This is a genomic window from Streptomyces sp. CBMA123, assembly GCF_014596465.1.
Classification (GTDB): domain Bacteria; phylum Actinomycetota; class Actinomycetes; order Streptomycetales; family Streptomycetaceae; genus Kitasatospora.
Genome location: NZ_MECK01000101.1, coordinates 12,267 through 26,882, shown reverse-complemented (window position 1 = coordinate 26,882; position 14,616 = coordinate 12,267). Strand labels below are relative to the sequence as shown.

At 70.8% G+C, this 14,616-nt stretch carries 16 protein-coding genes; 8 read left to right on the top strand and 8 right to left on the bottom strand.

The annotated features are described in order from the left end of the window. Positions 1–69: 69 nt before the first annotated feature. Complete coding sequence (locus BG452_RS14365) at positions 70–1,164, top strand: serine hydrolase domain-containing protein (protein ID WP_188304669.1); 1,095 nt, start codon at positions 70–72, stop codon at positions 1,162–1,164. A 237-nt stretch (positions 1,165–1,401) separates the two neighbouring features. After that, positions 1,402–1,812 carry a hypothetical protein gene (locus BG452_RS14360; protein ID WP_188304668.1) on the top strand — a complete coding sequence of 137 codons (411 nt, stop codon included), beginning with the start codon at positions 1,402–1,404 and terminating at the stop codon, positions 1,810–1,812. Between the two features lie 50 nt (positions 1,813–1,862). On the opposite strand, the gene BG452_RS14355 is transcribed toward BG452_RS14360, so the two are convergent. The 4 genes from BG452_RS14355 to BG452_RS14340 all read right to left on the bottom strand — a co-directional run bounded on the left by BG452_RS14355 (position 1,863) and on the right by BG452_RS14340 (position 3,953). Next, entirely contained in the window at positions 1,863–2,231 is a 369-nt protein-coding gene (locus tag BG452_RS14355) for a hypothetical protein (RefSeq protein WP_188304667.1), read from the bottom strand. A gap of 120 nt (positions 2,232–2,351) precedes the next feature. After that, positions 2,352–2,816 (bottom strand): DUF3574 domain-containing protein, encoded by a 465-nt coding sequence (locus tag BG452_RS14350; RefSeq protein ID WP_188304666.1) that lies wholly within the window; start codon positions 2,814–2,816, stop codon positions 2,352–2,354. 70 nt (positions 2,817–2,886) lie between these two features. Beyond that, positions 2,887–3,081 (bottom strand): DUF397 domain-containing protein, encoded by a 195-nt coding sequence (locus BG452_RS14345; protein ID WP_188304665.1) that lies wholly within the window; start codon positions 3,079–3,081, stop codon positions 2,887–2,889. 2 nt (positions 3,082–3,083) lie between these two features. Further along, complete coding sequence (locus BG452_RS14340) at positions 3,084–3,953, bottom strand: helix-turn-helix domain-containing protein (protein ID WP_188304664.1); 870 nt, start codon at positions 3,951–3,953, stop codon at positions 3,084–3,086. 171 nt (positions 3,954–4,124) lie between these two features. On the opposite strand from BG452_RS14340, the gene BG452_RS14335 reads away from it, so the two are divergent. The 3 genes from BG452_RS14335 to BG452_RS14325 all read left to right on the top strand — a co-directional run bounded on the left by BG452_RS14335 (position 4,125) and on the right by BG452_RS14325 (position 5,860). After that, positions 4,125–4,496: an ATP-binding protein gene (locus BG452_RS14335; RefSeq protein WP_188304663.1), complete on the top strand. Its 372-nt coding sequence runs from the start codon at positions 4,125–4,127 to the stop codon at positions 4,494–4,496. After that, positions 4,493–4,744, top strand: a complete 252-nt coding sequence (locus tag BG452_RS14330) for a hypothetical protein (protein ID WP_188304662.1) — start codon at positions 4,493–4,495, stop codon at positions 4,742–4,744. The genes BG452_RS14335 and BG452_RS14330 overlap by 4 nt, the downstream gene beginning before the upstream one ends. Positions 4,745–4,996: 252 nt before the next feature. Then, positions 4,997–5,860: an alpha/beta fold hydrolase gene (locus BG452_RS14325; RefSeq protein WP_188304661.1), complete on the top strand. Its 864-nt coding sequence runs from the start codon at positions 4,997–4,999 to the stop codon at positions 5,858–5,860. A gap of 60 nt (positions 5,861–5,920) precedes the next feature. On the opposite strand, the gene BG452_RS14320 is transcribed toward BG452_RS14325, so the two are convergent. The 3 genes from BG452_RS14320 to BG452_RS14310 form a co-directional block, all read right to left on the bottom strand. Then, positions 5,921–6,481: a GNAT family N-acetyltransferase gene (locus BG452_RS14320; protein ID WP_188304660.1), complete on the bottom strand. Its 561-nt coding sequence runs from the start codon at positions 6,479–6,481 to the stop codon at positions 5,921–5,923. Positions 6,482–6,625: 144 nt separating this feature from the next. Then, the gene (locus BG452_RS14315) at positions 6,626–7,219 is read right to left on the bottom strand and encodes an NIPSNAP family protein (RefSeq protein ID WP_188304659.1); all 594 of its coding nucleotides are present in this window, start codon (positions 7,217–7,219) and stop codon (positions 6,626–6,628) included. Then, the gene (locus BG452_RS14310; protein ID WP_188304658.1) at positions 7,216–7,692 is read right to left on the bottom strand and encodes a hypothetical protein; all 477 of its coding nucleotides are present in this window, start codon (positions 7,690–7,692) and stop codon (positions 7,216–7,218) included. Before BG452_RS14310 ends, BG452_RS14315 begins: the two co-directional genes overlap by 4 nt. 64 nt (positions 7,693–7,756) lie before the next feature. Between BG452_RS14310 and BG452_RS14305 the strand changes: the two genes are divergently transcribed. Continuing rightward, the gene (locus BG452_RS14305) at positions 7,757–8,686 is read left to right on the top strand and encodes a helix-turn-helix transcriptional regulator (RefSeq protein ID WP_188304657.1); all 930 of its coding nucleotides are present in this window, start codon (positions 7,757–7,759) and stop codon (positions 8,684–8,686) included. Between the two features lie 7 nt (positions 8,687–8,693). Here BG452_RS14305 and BG452_RS14300 read toward each other — a convergent pair whose 3' ends face one another. Continuing rightward, entirely contained in the window at positions 8,694–8,891 is a 198-nt protein-coding gene (locus tag BG452_RS14300; protein WP_188304656.1) for a DUF397 domain-containing protein, read from the bottom strand. 198 nt (positions 8,892–9,089) lie between these two features. Between BG452_RS14300 and BG452_RS14295 the strand changes: the two genes are divergently transcribed. After that, positions 9,090–10,598, top strand: coding sequence for a TIR-like protein FxsC (locus tag BG452_RS14295; RefSeq protein WP_188304655.1), 1,509 nt, complete (start codon positions 9,090–9,092; stop codon positions 10,596–10,598). Then, a complete protein-coding gene (gene fxsT, locus BG452_RS14290) occupies positions 10,595–14,593 on the top strand; it encodes an FxSxx-COOH system tetratricopeptide repeat protein (RefSeq protein ID WP_188304654.1) in 3,999 nt (1,332 codons plus the stop codon). Before BG452_RS14295 ends, fxsT begins: the two co-directional genes overlap by 4 nt. Positions 14,594–14,616 lie beyond the last annotated feature (23 nt).

Here is a 14,616-nt window from a genome sequence, read left to right as displayed (position 1 = left end):
CCGCCCTGCCACAGCCCGCCCCACCGCAGCCCACCATGCCCCGCCACGACCCGTGAAGAAGGAACGACCATGAACAGCACCGAGCAGAGCACCGCGCAGGACCGCCCCGAACTGCGGAAGGCCGTCCAGGACTTCGTCGACGCCGGCTTCGCCGGGATACAGCTGCGGGTGCGCGACGAGCGCGGCGAATGGGTCGGCAGCGCCGGGGTGCACAAGCTGGGTGAGAGCGCGAAGCCGTCCACCGAAGGGCAGTTCTGGGTCGGCAGCACCACCAAGACCTTCGTCGCCGCTCTGCTGCTGCACCTCGTCGCCGACGGCGCGATCGGTCTGGACATCCCGGTCGCCGGGCACCTGCCCCGGTTCGGCCTGGACGAGCGGATCACCGTGCGGATGCTGCTCCAGCACACTAGCGGCGTCTACAACTGCACCGGCGAACTGGAGAACGGGGAGTTCGTGCCCGGGCTGCCCTCGATCGGCAAGGCGTGGGTGGACAACCGGTTCCACAGCTACCAGCCGGACGAGCTGGTGCGGTTCGCGCTGGCGAAGCCGGCCCGGTTCGAGCCGGGGGCGGACCAGAGCTACTCCAACACCAACTACACGCTGGCCGTGCTGCTGGTCGAGGCGCTCACCGGGCACTCGTACGCCGAGGAGATGCAGCGGCGGATCCTGCGGCCGCTCGGGCTGGCGGACACCGTGGTGCCGGGCGACCTGTCGGAGCTCCCGGGTCCGCATGCCCACGGCTACTGCCGCTACCAGGACGGCGAGGAGTGGAAGGTGGTCGACGTCTCCCGCCAGAACCTCTCGTTGCTGTGCGGCTCCGGCGACATGATCTCCACCACCCGGGACCTCCAGGTGTTCTTCGCCGCCCTGCTCGGCGGCCGGCTGCTGCCGGGCGAGCTGCTGGACGCGATGCGGACGCCGCACGGGATGCTCGGCTACGGGCTGGGCCTGTTCATCCAGGAGTTGGGCCCGGAGAACGGCGACGTCACCATCGTCCACCACAACGGCGGCGCCCCCGGCGGCTACGGCGCCCTGATGATCGCCACCCCGGACGGCAGTCGGATCCTGACCGCCGGACTGACCACCGGCGATTCCGATGCGGACCCGGCGCAGACCTTCCCGCAGGCCCTTGACCGGCTGATCAAGGCCGTCTTCTGCGGCTGAGCGCCCGGCTCGTTCGCCCGTCGCCGCTTCGGCCCCGCCGAAGCGGCGACGGTGCTTCGAGCCCGCTGGTGGTTGAAGAAGACAGCACACTTTGCCCGACCACCGGCACGGGTGACTGATCGACGTGCCGGGAATCGGGCCGGTCCCTAGGAAGCGCCAGTGACAGTCACGCCGCCTACCGATGGCGCTGAACCGCCGAGCGCCCTCACCGGCCTGTACCGAGCGATGAGGCCCCGAGTGGCGAACGGCCCTGGCCACCCGCCGGCGGAAGATGTCGAGACGGTCATCGCGTTCGCGTTCCGGGCGCCGTCGCTGTGGCTGCTCGAGTTCGGTGGCCGTGTCGCCGTTCGTGAGACCGATCACGCTCCGTGGGAGGCGCCGTCCGGGGCGGGCTGCGGCGATCCCGACACCGGGTTCGTCGTGGTGGACCTCGACAACGAGCCGTCGCCGGGGGCGCCGACGGCGGCCCAACTGGTGCGCCAGCCCCTGGACGAGCCGCCGTACCTCAACGGGTGGGCCAGGAACCCGGGGTACCACCGCCAGCGGTGGCGTGACGCCCGCTGGCAGTGGACCCTCGTGCTCTCCGACCACCCGTTGACGGTGGAGCAGTTGGCGCGGGTTCGGGAGGAACTGGCGGAGCAGCACTAGATCAACAAGCAGAGGGGCAGGGTGGCCGGGCCGCGGCCGGAGTCACCGGATCAGGAGACGCGCTGCAGCTGCCAGGCGTTGTTGTTGAAGCTCGGGTTCGACCAGGCGACGCAGCTGCTGCTGTAGTACGAGCTGGTCTGGACCCAGCCCGCGGGCGGGTAGGTGGTGCCGCAGGCCTGGACCACGGTGCCGACGGGAAGTCCGGTGAGCTGCTTTATCTGCTTGATGTTCGGGCTGAAGCTCTGCGTGCCGCAACTGCTGCTGTAACCCCAACTCACGTCGACGTAGCCGGTCGGAGTGAGCGTGCTTCCGCACACGGTCGTGACGTCGCCCGGGGCGGCCTGAGCGGGCGCTGCGGTCAGGGCGAGCATGGCAGCGGTGCCGGCGATGGCCATACAGGTGGTGCGGAGGCGAATCATGGGTGATGGCTCCTTCGATCGGGGGTGGCCCGTCAGGCCGTGGAGCCATTCCTATGGTCTGATCATCGGTTTCGGATAGCGACTTTCCGGCCTAAGGATCCACCGTGCAGATCTCCTGCGCTAGAACGACGCCCTGACCGACTCGTCCACCCGGCCCACGGACTCCTGCTGGAACCGCTGGTCGTAGGCACGGCGGATCTCCTCGACGGCGGCGCCGGCCGGCTTCGCCCTGGGAGTCGGGTACAACAGCGTGACCAGGTAGGACCGTTCGTGCTCGATGACGCCGTAGCGGTCCCGGTACTGGCCACGCGCCTGCTCGACGGTGAGGCCGTCGGGGAACTGCGGGGTGATCTCCGCGTCGACGAAGTCCTGGAACTCCTGGTCGGTGACGGCAGGCCCGCCATCGGGGCGGTCGGTGCCGAAGAACAACTCGGTGCGGGTGTACGGATCGTGCGGCGCGGTCGGCGTGCCGGCCGCACCGGCGACGGGTGCGAGGGTCGCGCCCGTCACCAGTACGGCGGCGCCGGCGAGTAGCCCGGCCCAGGTCCTGGTTTCCATGGCCTGGTAACCGGCTGACCCGGCCATGGGGTGCACCGGTTCAGTCGCACGGGTGAAGGTCGCCCGGCGGCTGACGGCTGACGGCTGACGGCTGACGTCAGGCGGTGAAGTGGTCGAACTCGCCGGCCTTGGCGCCGTTGATCCACGCGTTGAGCTTGGCGCGGGTGGTGGTGACGACCTGGGCAGGGTCGTCGGACTCACGGATGTAGACGAGGTCGCCGTCGGAGGCGATCTCTACGCAGTCGGCCTTGTCGCCGCTGAAGCTCGACTTCTGCCAGTTGAGTTGGCTCATGGCTATCTTCCCTGGAGCTTGTAACGAACGTGCTGGATCAAGCCCAGCGAATCGCGCTGGGTTGCTGACGGAGAGCGCGTGGCGGAATGCAGGGGAGGGAGTGCCAAGCCCCTGATCCGCTCGAACTTCCGTCGGAATGCTGCCACGTCCTCAGGGTCTCCCAAGAAGTACGAGCTATGAGGCTGTTCCAGGAGAACGGTGTCCAGGCGTGTGTGAGCCCCATGCATGAGTACGAAGGGTGTCTCGCTCGACGAGTAGGTGGTGCAGTCGAACGGGAGGATCTGGATCGTCACATGCGGCAGCCTGCTGACCTCGATGAGGTGGTTCAGCTGGTCGCGCATGATGGTCGGTCCCCCGTACATCATGTGAAGTGCTGCTTCATGGATCACGGTGCGAAACGGTGGTGCGTTCTCAACGGTCAGAAGTTCCTGGCGGCGCTGGCGGAACTCGACCTTCTTCTCTGCGTAATCGTGGATGACCTCGCTGTATGCCTTGGTCTGCAGGAGTCCGGGGATCAGCAGTGTCTGGTAACTGTCCAGGGCAGTTGCGCTGGCTTCGAACTCCGCGAGATCGAGAGCGCTGGGGACTACATGAGGCTTGAACTCCCTCCACCAGCCCTTGCCTGAGCTCTCGCTCATGGCGATGAGGCCTGCGCGGTACTGGGGGTCCGTGATGTTGCAGATGTCGAGCCAGGCGTTCAAGCGCTCTGAATTGAGGCCGAGCCTGCCGGCTTCGGTGTGGCTGATGTTCGGACCCTTCACGCCCAGGGCCTCGCCGATCTCCAAGGCTGAGAGGCCGGCGGCATCTCGAAGGCGACGAAGTTCCTCGCCGAAGCGGCGCTGACGCTCGCTGATCCCAGTCCTGAATCCCATGGGCAACGTCCTTCCGCGATCTATGGCTACGCAAAGTGTAGGGGCATGTGCGGAGAGTGTTGCAGAGTTGAGGCTTATTCGCCTACAGTTCAGGGACATGCAGCCGACCGGATGGGTCGTCAGTAGGGCCTGCCCGTACGGCATTCCTCTGCACTGCTGGGAGATCTCCCCATGTGTGACTCCAACCTCAACTCTCCCTCCCTCACCGTGTCCCGCGAGGTGTTGCGCGACGTCATGGTGCGCGCCGGGTACGTCCGGTCCGCCATCGCGGACGCCGAGACCGCCCTCGTCGAACTGATCGCGAACGCCTGGCGGCACGGGCAGACCTCCTCGCCCGCTGTCGCCTTCAGCGTCGGGGACGGCACCCTTCGTGTCATCGTCGCCGACCGCAGCTCGAAGCTTCCCGAGCGCTGTACGCCCTCCGAACTCTCCGAGTCCGGGCGGGGGTTGCAGCTGGTGGAGGGCCTCACCCACCGCTGGGGCGCCGAACCCCAGGCGCTGGGCAAGCGGGTCTGGTTCGAGCTGGACGGGGGTGTCGCGTGAACGCCCTGCACCCCATTCACCCGGCCGATCCGGCGATCCACCACCTGACCGCCCCGCAGCTCACCGAACTCGTCGTGGAACTCCGCACCGAGGGCCGGGAGTTCGGCCTGCTCTGGCCGTCCGCCACGTCGGGCGAGCAGATCCTCGACGGTCGGGTCCTGGTCAGCCTCGGCAACGTTCCCGCCAGCACTGTGATCAACCTCCTCGCGCTGCTGCGCGAGTTCAAGCGGCACCGGGGTCGGGCGTGACCGCTCTCCTCCTGCTCCTCGCGGCCGCCGCCGTCGGCGCAGGGTGCCAAGTTTGCTCCCAAGGCTTCCTTCCGCGAGGGCCTCCACGGCGGACCGGCCGGCGGCTGTGTCCGCCGCCTCCCGGCGGATCGCGAAGTCCGCAGGTGGCAGGGCTCTTCGGGGTAGTGCTGATGATCTTCACTGGGTAGGGTGGAACACCGGATGGGGGCCGGTCGTTCGCATGACGCCCTCGGGGACAGGGAGTGTGGACAGATGCAGCCGACGTTCGTCCTGGTACACGGAGCCTTCGCGAGCTCCTTCTCCTTCGCGCCCCTCCAGGCCGAACTCGGCCTGCTCGGACACCGTTCGGTCGCCGTCGACCTCCCCGGGCACGGCTTCGGCGCGACGTACCCGCGGGCCTACCAGGCGCCGCAGGACCTCGCCGGACTCGCCACCGAGGCCGGGGGAATCAAGGGCGTCACGCTCGCCGACAACGTCGCGCACCTGATCGGGATCCTGGAGCGGGCCAAGCGGAACGGCCCGGTCATCCTGGTCTCGCACAGCCGCGGCGGGCTGACGGCCACCGTCGCGGCCAACCGGCGGCCCGACCTGATCGACCGGATCGTCTACGTCTCCGCCTGGGCGCCCGTCGACCTCGCCGTCGGCGCCTACTACGCAGAGCCCGAGATGGCCACGGTGGACGCCGCCGGGCTGGCGGCGGCGATGGTCGGGAACCCGGCCGAACTCGGTCTGCTGCGCTGCAACTTCCGCACCGCCGACCCGGGGGTCCTGGCCGCCTTCAAGTCGGCCTTCCTGGCCGACGGGACGGACGAGGAGTTCATGGTGTTCCTCAACACCTTCCAGCCCGACGAGAACCTCGACGCCGGCACCCCCGAGGACCGGGCGCAGCGCGACAGTTGGGGCCGGATCCCCCGGACGTACGTGCGGCTGACCGAGGACACCAGCGTGCCGCTCGCCATGCAGGACCGGATGATCCGCGAGGGCGACGCCCTGACGCCGGAGAACCCGTACGACGTCCGTACGCTGCCGGGCAGCCACCTGAAGTGGCTGGTCGACCCGGCGCCGGCGGCCCGGGTGCTGGGCGAGGTCGCCGCGCTGCTGCCGGCCGGCTCCTGACCGCTGCCAGGGTGAGGAGCGCGGGAAGTCGGCCCGGCCGACTTCCCGCGCGCGGCGGTGCTAGAGCTGCCGCTGCCAGGCCGACCGGGTGAGCTCGTACTCGACCTCGCCGTGCTCGGAGCCGGGGATCGCGTCGGGCCAGTCGCCGGTGAAGTTCCGCAGGAAGGACAGTCCGGACTTCTCCATCACCCGCCGGGAACGGGAGTTGACGGCCATCGTGTTCGCGGTGACCCGCTCCACCCCGAACTCGGTGAACCCCTTGCGGATCAGCGCCCGCGCGCCCTCGGTGGCGTAACCGCGCCCCCAGGACGACCGGTTGAGCCGGTACCCGAGCTCCACCACGGCCGGGCTGTGCTCGTCGAGGGGGCGGAACTCGAACCAGCCCAGGAAGGTGCCGGTGGACGCCTCCTCGGCGGCCCAGTAGCCGCGGGTGCCGAAGCACGGGTAGTCGTGCAGGAGCCGGGGCAGGACCTTCGCCCGGACGGTCTCCGGGCTGGTCGGCTCACCGCCGTTGATGAAGCGCATGACCTCGGGGTCGTCGTCCAGCGTGAAGAGGGCGTCGGCGTCGGCGTCGGTGAACGGGCGCAACACGAGCCGTTCGGTCTCCAGGAAGGCGTGCATGCGGTGATCCTCGCCGCCGGGGGCCGGGCCTGCCACCGGATATCCGCGTGCCCCGGCGAGGGGCCGGGGCACGCGCGCACTCACACCGTCCCATCGTCATGACGCCGCACCGTCAGGCCGTCACATCGTCATGACGTCACACCGTCAGGCCGTCACCGGCTCCAGCCGGAGCCGCTGCAACCGCGACGACAGCGCCGGCGGCGGCGCCTCGGCCGGGCCGAACCACACCCGGACGTCCTCGCCGGTGCGGACGGGCAGGGCGGGGAAGTCGTTCTCGGCGTGCTCGGTGCGGTGCAGCGCGTGCTCCGGGCCGAGGTGCCGGGCGGCGTAGGCGTCGAAGGTGGCGGCGTCGAAGGAGGCGGCGTCGAAGGAGCCGGTGCCGGCCGGGTGGCAGACGGTCGCGAACACCTCGCGGACCCCCGGCGGCGGCAGGAAGCCCGGCCCGCGCAGCAGCAGGACGTCGTCACTGTCGACCATGGTGGCGTTGGCCACGTCGCGGTGCTCCCGCCAGACCGGTCCGCCGTAGAAGGCCTCCAGCGAGCGGCGGCGCTCGGCCATCGAGGGGAAGGCGCGCAGCCAGACGAAGCGGTCCGGGTCGTCCAGGTCGCGGAAGCGGCCGCCGAGGGTGATGCCGACGGCTTCCTGCCCGGTGACGAACGCCCGCTCGAACACCTCGATCAGGGTCTCCCGGGCGCCGGGGTGCAGGGTGTACTGGCGCAGTTCGACGATGAGGCTCATGCGGCGAGCCCGCCCAGGGCCGGGCCGGTGCGGGTGAAGTCCATCGTCCAGTTCAGTTCCCAGCTGCGGCCCTCGTCGGCGGAGAACTCCTGCTCCCAGCGGGCGGTGTCCGGGCCGAGGCGGTGCCAGGTGAAGTGGGCCCGGATCGGGCGGCCGTCGTGGGTGTCATCGCCGTAGAAGTCGCCCCGGTCGCCGGTGAAGCCGCCGACCACAGGGGGGTACAGTCGGCCGGTCCGGCTGTTGGACCAGTAGATCGACCAGCGCTCGGTCTCGCGGTCGAACAGCCGCAGGGTCATGCCCCGGAGGTCGATGGTGGGGAAGACGATCTCCTCGATGTTGCCGGCGCCCCCGAACAGCGGCCGGACCACCGTGTGGCCGGGGAACTCCTCCCAGGTGCCGCCGCCGCTGAGCGGTGTGGTGAGGCGGCGGTTGACCACGTCCCAGGAGCCGCGAAGGAAGTCGAAGTCGTTCATGCGCCGCAGGCTAGGGGCACTCCACTGACATCCACTGTCAGTGGAAAACGGGATACTGGACGGCATGCGCGCCAGCCGACTGGTCACCCTGCTCCTCCTGCTGCAGAACCGGGGCCGGATGACCGCCCAGCAGCTGGCCGAGGAGCTGGAGGTCTCCGTCCGCACCGTCTACCGGGACGCCGAGGCGCTCGCCGCCGCCGGGATCCCGCTGTACGGCGAGGCCGGGCACGCGGGCGGCTACCGGCTGGTCGGCGGCTACCGCACCCGCCTCACCGGACTGACGGCCGACGAGGCGCAGGCCGCCTTCCTCGCCGCGCTCCCCGGCACCGCCGCCGACCTCGGCCTCGGCGAGGCGCTCGCCGCCGCCCAGCTCAAGCTGCGGGCCGCGCTCCCCGCCGAACTGCGCGAGCACGCCGGGCGGATCCAGGAACGCTTCCTGCTGGACGCCCCCGGCTGGTACGGCCGCGCCGACGAGACCCCGCACCTGGCGGCCGTCGCCTCGGCGGTGTGGGCGCGCCGGACGGTGCTGCTGCGGTACCGGCGCTGGCGGGCGCCGGAGGAGATCGAGCGCCGGGTGGAGCCGTACGGGCTGGTGCTCAAGGCGGGCCGCTGGTACCTGGTGGCCGGCGGGCCGTCCGGGACGCGCACCTACCGGGTCGACCAGGTGCTCGCACTCCGCACCCTGGACGAGGACTTCGCGCTGCCGGACGGCTTCGTCCTGGCCGCGTACTGGCAGGCCTACCTGGCGGACTTCCACGCCCGGCTGCACACCGGGGAGGCGCTGGTGCGGCTCACCCCGGAGGGCGCCCGCCGCCTCGGCGTGCCGGCGGCCGAGAGCGGTTGGACGGACGTCCGGGTGCCGATCGAGTCGATCGACCACGCCCACGGCGAGTTCCTGCGCCTCGGCGCCGACATCGAGGTGCTCGAACCGGCCGAACTCCGCGAGCGGATCGCCGGGACGGTCCGGACGCTGGCCGCGCGCTACCGGCCGTGAGGGCCGCTCAGAGCCCGACGAAGTGGTCGAACTCGCCGTCCTTGGCGCCCAGGATCCAGGCGTTGAGCTTCTTCCGGGTGGTGGTCACGACCAAGTCGGGGTTGTCGGACTCGCGGATGTAGACGAGATCGCCCGCGGAGGCGATCTCCAGGTAGTTCGCCTGGTCGGTGCCGAAACTCGACCTCTGCCAGTTGAGCTGGTCCATGCGTACCCCTCCTGATCGTTCACGGTGGCCGCAACGAGGGTACTGCTCACCGAAACAGGACAGCGGCATCGTTTCGGTCATGTCAATTCGTGCGAGCCGTTGTGCTATTCCATTGGGGTGTCAGTCGTTCCTACACTGAGACCCCGCCGCACGGGGGCTGCGGGAGCCAGGTTGCCGACGGGCCCGGGGGAGGCACGTGTGACTGACCGGGGCTGGGACGAGGACGAGGCCAGGCCGTACTTCTTCCTCTCCTACGCGCACACGCCGAAGTCCGGTGCGCGTGGCGCCGGCGACCCGAACCACTGGGTGCGCCAGCTGTACCGCGACCTCTGCGAGGCGGTGCTCCAACTCACCACCGTCCCGGCCGGGGTGCCCGTCGGGTTCATGGACGAGTCCATGCACCAGGGCGAGTTGTGGGCGGAGCGGCTGTCCGAGGAGCTGGCGACCTGCCGGGTCTTCGTGCCGCTGTACTCACCCCGGTACTTCAACAGCGTGCCGTGCGGCCAGGAGTGGCACGCCTTCACCCGGCGGCCGGTCTACCCGGCGACCATGGAGGTGGAGCGCACCAGCGGCATCGTGCCGGTGCTGTGGGCCCCGATGAGCCGCTACCGGCTGCCCCAGGTGGCCAGCGAACTGCAGTTCAACCACGCGGGGTTCGGGCCCGACTACGCCACCGAGGGCCTGTACGCGCTGATGAAGCTCAGCTACTTCCGGGCCGCCTACGAACTGGCCGTGCACCGGCTCGCGGCGCGGATCGTGCAGGTGGCGGAGGAGACGGTGATCCCGGTCGGGCGGCGGCTGGAATTCAACGGCCTGCCCAGCGCCTTCAACGTGTCCGCCCCGACCAAACAGCTGCGGATCTCCGTACTCACCTACCACCAGGGCGAGTTGCCCCAGGACCGCAACCCCGACTTCTACGGCGCCCGGCGCGCCGACTGGCACCCCTACCGCCCGGCCGGATCCCCCATCGCCCAGCACGCGGTGCGCCTGGCCCGGCAGCTGGGATTCCAGCCGACCGTGCACGAGTTCGACGACGAGGTCGACTCCATCATCGAGGGCAACGCCGAGGCCCCCGGCCTGCTGCTGCTCGACCGCTGGGCACTGCGCGACCCGCGCCGCCGCGAACTCGTCCGCCGCTTCGACCGCTCCGACGCCACCTGGGTCAGCGTGCTGGAGCCGTGGAACACCGACGACCGCGAATGCCTCGAACGGGACGGCGAGTTCAGCGGGCTGTCCGACCAGACCCTGCGCAAGACCCGCCGCGCGGGCCGCCCCAGCTTCCTCGGCGTCACCGGCCCCACCGGGCTGAACAGCCTGGAGGACTTCGACGACGCCCTGCCCCGCGCCGCGATGAAGGCCAAGTACGCCTTCGAGAGCCGGACCAGAGCCGAACCGGAGGAGCCGCCGGCGCCCCGGCCGAGCCTGCGCGAGGCCTTCCGCCGCGCCCCGGGGGCATACGGACCGGACGGCTTCGGCGGGCACCGGACGGAACCCTACGGACCGGACCCCTTCGACCCCGACCACGACCCCGACCGGGACGACCGCGACAGTCCCCTCGACCGGGCCAGGCCCCTCGGCCGCACCGCCCAGGAGAACGAACGCAACGACCGCACCGCCCGTGAGAACGATCGCGACCACCGCTACGACCGTCACGACGGCGATGACCCCGATGCTGGGATGGCGCCCTTGGGAGGACCGAACCGATGAGCGACAACACCACCAGGAACTTCCGCCTTGGCGCCGCCGAACTGGCCGCCGCCCGCGAGGCCGCCCGGCTGGCCGCGGAACAGGACCGCAACGGCCGGATCATCACCTTCTACTCCTACAAGGGCGGCACCGGCCGCACCATGGCCCTCGCCAACACCGCCTGGATCCTGGCCGCCAACGGCTTCCGGGTGCTCACCGTCGACTGGGACCTGGAGGCCCCCGGCCTCGCCAAGTTCTTCCACCCCTTCCTGGACCCGGCCTCGCTGGCCGGCACCACCGGGATGATGGACCTCATCGCCGAGTACCGCGAGGAGGCACTGCGCCCGGTCGAGCACGCCGAGGGCTGGCACCTGGACTTCGCCCGGGTGCACCCGCACGCGCTCTCGCTCTCCTGGCCGTACTTCCCGGCCGGCGGCAGTCTGGACTTCCTCTCCGCGGGCCAGTTCAACCGCGACTACTCCGAGGCCGTCACCCACCTCGACTGGGACATCTTCTACGACCGCTTCGACGGCGGGCAGTTCTTCGACGCGCTCAAGGCCGACATGGCCAAGCGCTACGACTACGTGCTGATCGACTCCCGCACCGGCCTGTCCGACATCGCCGAGATCTGCACCGTCCAGATGCCCGACGACCTGGTGGTCTGCTTCACCCTCAGCGACCAGTCCATCGACGGCGCCTCCCGGATCGCCCAGCACATCCACGACCGCTACCGCGACCGCGGTATCCGCATCCTGCCCGTCCCGATGCGCATCGACGAGGGCGAGAAGGAGAAGGCGGACGCCGGCCGCGCCCTCGCCCGGGTCCGCTTCGACGGCCTGCCCGCAGGCCTGAGCAGCGAGGAACTCGCCGGGTACTGGGGCGCGGTGGAGATCCCGTACCGGCCGTTCTACGCCTACGAGGAGATCCTCGCCACCTTCGGCGACCAGACCGGCAGTCCCACCTCGATGCTGGCCGCCTGCGAACGGCTCACCTCGATGATCACCGAGGGCCGGGTCACCGGGCTGCCGGCCGTGGAGGAGGAGGTGCGGCTGCGCTACGTCGACGCCTTCACCCGCCGCCGCCCGTCCGTCCCCGCCGACCTCTACCTGTCCTACGTGCCCGAGGACCGGATGTGGGCGGACTGGATCGAGTCCGTCCTGACCAGGGCCGGCTTCCGGGTGCTCCCGCGCGACCTCAGCGCCGGCACCGACCCGCGCGAGGAGACCGAGCGCGGCATCGACTCCGCCTACCGCACGGTCGCCGTGCTCTCGCCCGCCTACCAGCGCTCCCCGCAGGCCCGGGCGCTGTGGGAGTCCGTGGTCAACTCCGACCCCTCCGGCACCCGGCGCCAGCTGCTGCCGGTACGCGTCGGCGACGTCCGGCTCACCGCGCCGTTCAGCAACCGCAACCCCGTCGACCTGGTCGGCCGCGACGAGACCCAGTCCATCCAGAGCCTGCTGCGCGCCCTCGGCCGCGGCGACGCGGTGCTCGACGACGCCCCCAGCGGCGGCCCGCGCTTCCCCGGCAGCAAGCCCTCGGTCTGGGACGTCCCGCCGCGCAACCCCTCCTTCACCGGCCGCGCCGCCGTCCTGGAACAACTGCGCAACCAGCTGCGCGGCGGCATGGCGGCCGTCCTGCCCACCCCGCAGACCCTGTACGGGCTCGGCGGCGTCGGCAAGACCCAGGTGGCGCTGGAGTACGCCCACCGCTTCATGTCCGACTACGACCTGGTCTGGTGGATCGACGCCGAGCAGACCGAACTGGTCGCCCCGGCCCTCGCCGAACTCGCCCGCCGGCTCGGCCTGCGGGTCGGCGACTCCGTCACCGAGGCCGCCGAGGCCGCCCGCGAGGCGCTGCGCCGCGGCGTGCCCACCTCGCGCTGGCTGCTGATCTTCGACAACGCCGACGAGCCCTCCGAGATCCGCCGGTTCTTCCCCGGCGGCTCCGGCCACATCCTGGTCACCTCCCGCAACCAGGCCTGGACCGGGCACGCCGAAGCGCTGGAGGTCGACGTCTTCACCCGCGGCGAGAGCGTCGAGCACCTGTGCCGGCGCGCCCGCAGCCTCTCCCGCCCGGACGCCGACCGGGTCGCCGAGGCCGTCGGCGACCTCCCGCTCGCCGTCGAGGTGGCCGCCGCCTGGCTGGACACCACCGGCACCCCGGTCGACACCTACGTCGCCCAGCTGCACGCCGAGGCCGCCCGCGCCCTCGCCGTCGACCACCCCACCGACTACCCCACCCCCGTCGCCGCGACCTGGAACGTCTCGATCGGACGGCTGCGCCAGCAGTCCCCGGCGGCCGTGCGACTGCTGCAACTGTGCGCCTTCTTCGCACCCGAGCCGATCTCGATGAACCTCTTCTACAGCGACCAGATGATCCGCGCGCTGGTGCGCTACGACGCCGACCTCAGCGACAAGTTCATGCTGGGCAAGGTCATCCAGGCGATCGGCCGGTACGCCCTCGCCAAGGTCGACGCCGGCAGCAACAGCTTCCAGGTGCACCGCCTCGTCCAGGCGGTGATCCGCGCCGGGATGACCGACGACGAACAGGAGATCGCCGTCCACGAGGTGCACCGCATCCTCACCGGCGCCCGGCCCGTCCTCGGCGACACCGACGACCCCGCCAACTGGCCCGCCTTCGACGAGATCTGGCCCCACCTGTCGCCCTCCAAGGCGCACAACTGCGACGAGGCCGACACCCGCCAACTGCTCATCGACCGGGTCCGCTACCTGTGGAAGCGCGGCGAACTCGACCGCGCCCGCGACCTCGGCCACGCCCTCGACGCCGAATGGACCGGCAAGCTCGGCGACGACGACCGGCAGACCCTGCTGCTGCGCTTCCAACTCGCCAACGTGCTGCGCTCCCAGGGCAACTACGCCGAGGCGCTCGCCCTCGACGAGGCCACCCTGGAGCGCCAGCGGGTGCTGCTCGGCGAACACCACCCGTACACCCTGATGACGGCCGGCTCGCTCGGCGCCGACCGGCGGGCGCTCGGCCGCTTCCAGGCCGCACTCGACCTCGACCAGGAGATCCTGGAGCAGTTCCGCGAACTCTTCGGCGACGACAACCCGCGCACCCTCTCGATGGCCAACAACCTGGCCATCGACTACCGGCTGGTCGGCAACAGCGAGGCCGCCCGCGAACTCGACCAGGAGACCCTCGACCGGCGCACCGCCGTCCTCGGCCCCAAGCACCCCTACACCCTGTCCACCAAGTCCAACCTGGCCCGCGACCTGCGCGAACTCGGCGACTACCGCGGCTCGGTGGACCTCCTCCAGGAGGTCACCTCCGACCTCGGCGACGTGCTCGACCCCGACCTGCCCGAGAACCTGCGCAACGCCAAGTCGCTGGCCGTCTCACTGCGCCGGATCGGCCAGCTCGCCGAGGCCCGCCGGATCACCAAGGAGACCTACGAGCGCTACCTGGAGCGCTACGGCGCCGACGCCCCCGACGCGCTCGCCTGCGCACTCAACCTGGCCGCCGACCACAGCGCCTCCGGCGACAAGGAAGCCGCCCGCGACCTCTGCGCCACCGTCTTCGAGGGCCACCGGCGGCTGTTCGGCGACGAGCACCCCTTCACCCTGGCCTGCGCCAACAACCTCGGGATCTACCTGCGCGGCAGCGGCGACGTCCAGGGCGCCATCGAACGCGGCCGGCTCACCGTCGACGGCCTCACCCGCTCCGTCGGGGCGGAACACCCGTACACCCTCAACGCGGTGATCAACCTGGCCAACGCCTACGGCGACGACGGGCAGAACGACCTCGCCGAGCACCTCGGCCGGTCCGCCTACGCGGGCCTGTGCGGGCGCTACTCCCCGCAGCACCCGGACGCGGTCGCCTGCGAGGCCAACCTGGCGATCACCCTTCGCGCGGCCGGCCGGCACACCCAGGCCGCCGAACTGCGCGCCCGGGCGATCTCCGAGCTGATCCGGCAGGTCGGCGAGGAACACCCCAACACGGTCTCCGCGCGCGGCTGGAAGCGGATCAACCGCGACCTGGAGCCGCAGCCGGTGTGACCGGGCGGGGGCGGGGTACGCTG

What these genes read in the sequence shown, in the direction of transcription:
- BG452_RS14300 (WP_188304656.1), bottom strand. Translation starts at nt 8,891, where the DNA reads ATGGACCAGCTCAACTGGCAGAGGTCGAGTTTCGGCACCGACCAGGCG.
- BG452_RS14310 (WP_188304658.1), bottom strand. Translation starts at nt 7,692, where the DNA reads ATGAACGACTTCGACTTCCTTCGCGGCTCCTGGGACGTGGTCAACCGC.
- BG452_RS14365 (WP_188304669.1), top strand. Translation starts at nt 70, where the DNA reads ATGAACAGCACCGAGCAGAGCACCGCGCAGGACCGCCCCGAACTGCGG.
- BG452_RS14340 (WP_188304664.1), bottom strand. Translation starts at nt 3,953, where the DNA reads ATGGGATTCAGGACTGGGATCAGCGAGCGTCAGCGCCGCTTCGGCGAG.
- BG452_RS14335 (WP_188304663.1), top strand. Translation starts at nt 4,125, where the DNA reads ATGTGTGACTCCAACCTCAACTCTCCCTCCCTCACCGTGTCCCGCGAG.
- BG452_RS14345 (WP_188304665.1), bottom strand. Translation starts at nt 3,081, where the DNA reads ATGAGCCAACTCAACTGGCAGAAGTCGAGCTTCAGCGGCGACAAGGCC.
- BG452_RS14315 (WP_188304659.1), bottom strand. Translation starts at nt 7,219, where the DNA reads ATGAGCCTCATCGTCGAACTGCGCCAGTACACCCTGCACCCCGGCGCC.
- BG452_RS14350 (WP_188304666.1), bottom strand. Translation starts at nt 2,816, where the DNA reads ATGGCCGGGTCAGCCGGTTACCAGGCCATGGAAACCAGGACCTGGGCC.
- BG452_RS14320 (WP_188304660.1), bottom strand. Translation starts at nt 6,481, where the DNA reads ATGCACGCCTTCCTGGAGACCGAACGGCTCGTGTTGCGCCCGTTCACC.
- fxsT (WP_188304654.1), top strand. Translation starts at nt 10,595, where the DNA reads ATGAGCGACAACACCACCAGGAACTTCCGCCTTGGCGCCGCCGAACTG.
- BG452_RS14355 (WP_188304667.1), bottom strand. Translation starts at nt 2,231, where the DNA reads ATGATTCGCCTCCGCACCACCTGTATGGCCATCGCCGGCACCGCTGCC.
- BG452_RS14305 (WP_188304657.1), top strand. Translation starts at nt 7,757, where the DNA reads ATGCGCGCCAGCCGACTGGTCACCCTGCTCCTCCTGCTGCAGAACCGG.
- BG452_RS14325 (WP_188304661.1), top strand. Translation starts at nt 4,997, where the DNA reads ATGCAGCCGACGTTCGTCCTGGTACACGGAGCCTTCGCGAGCTCCTTC.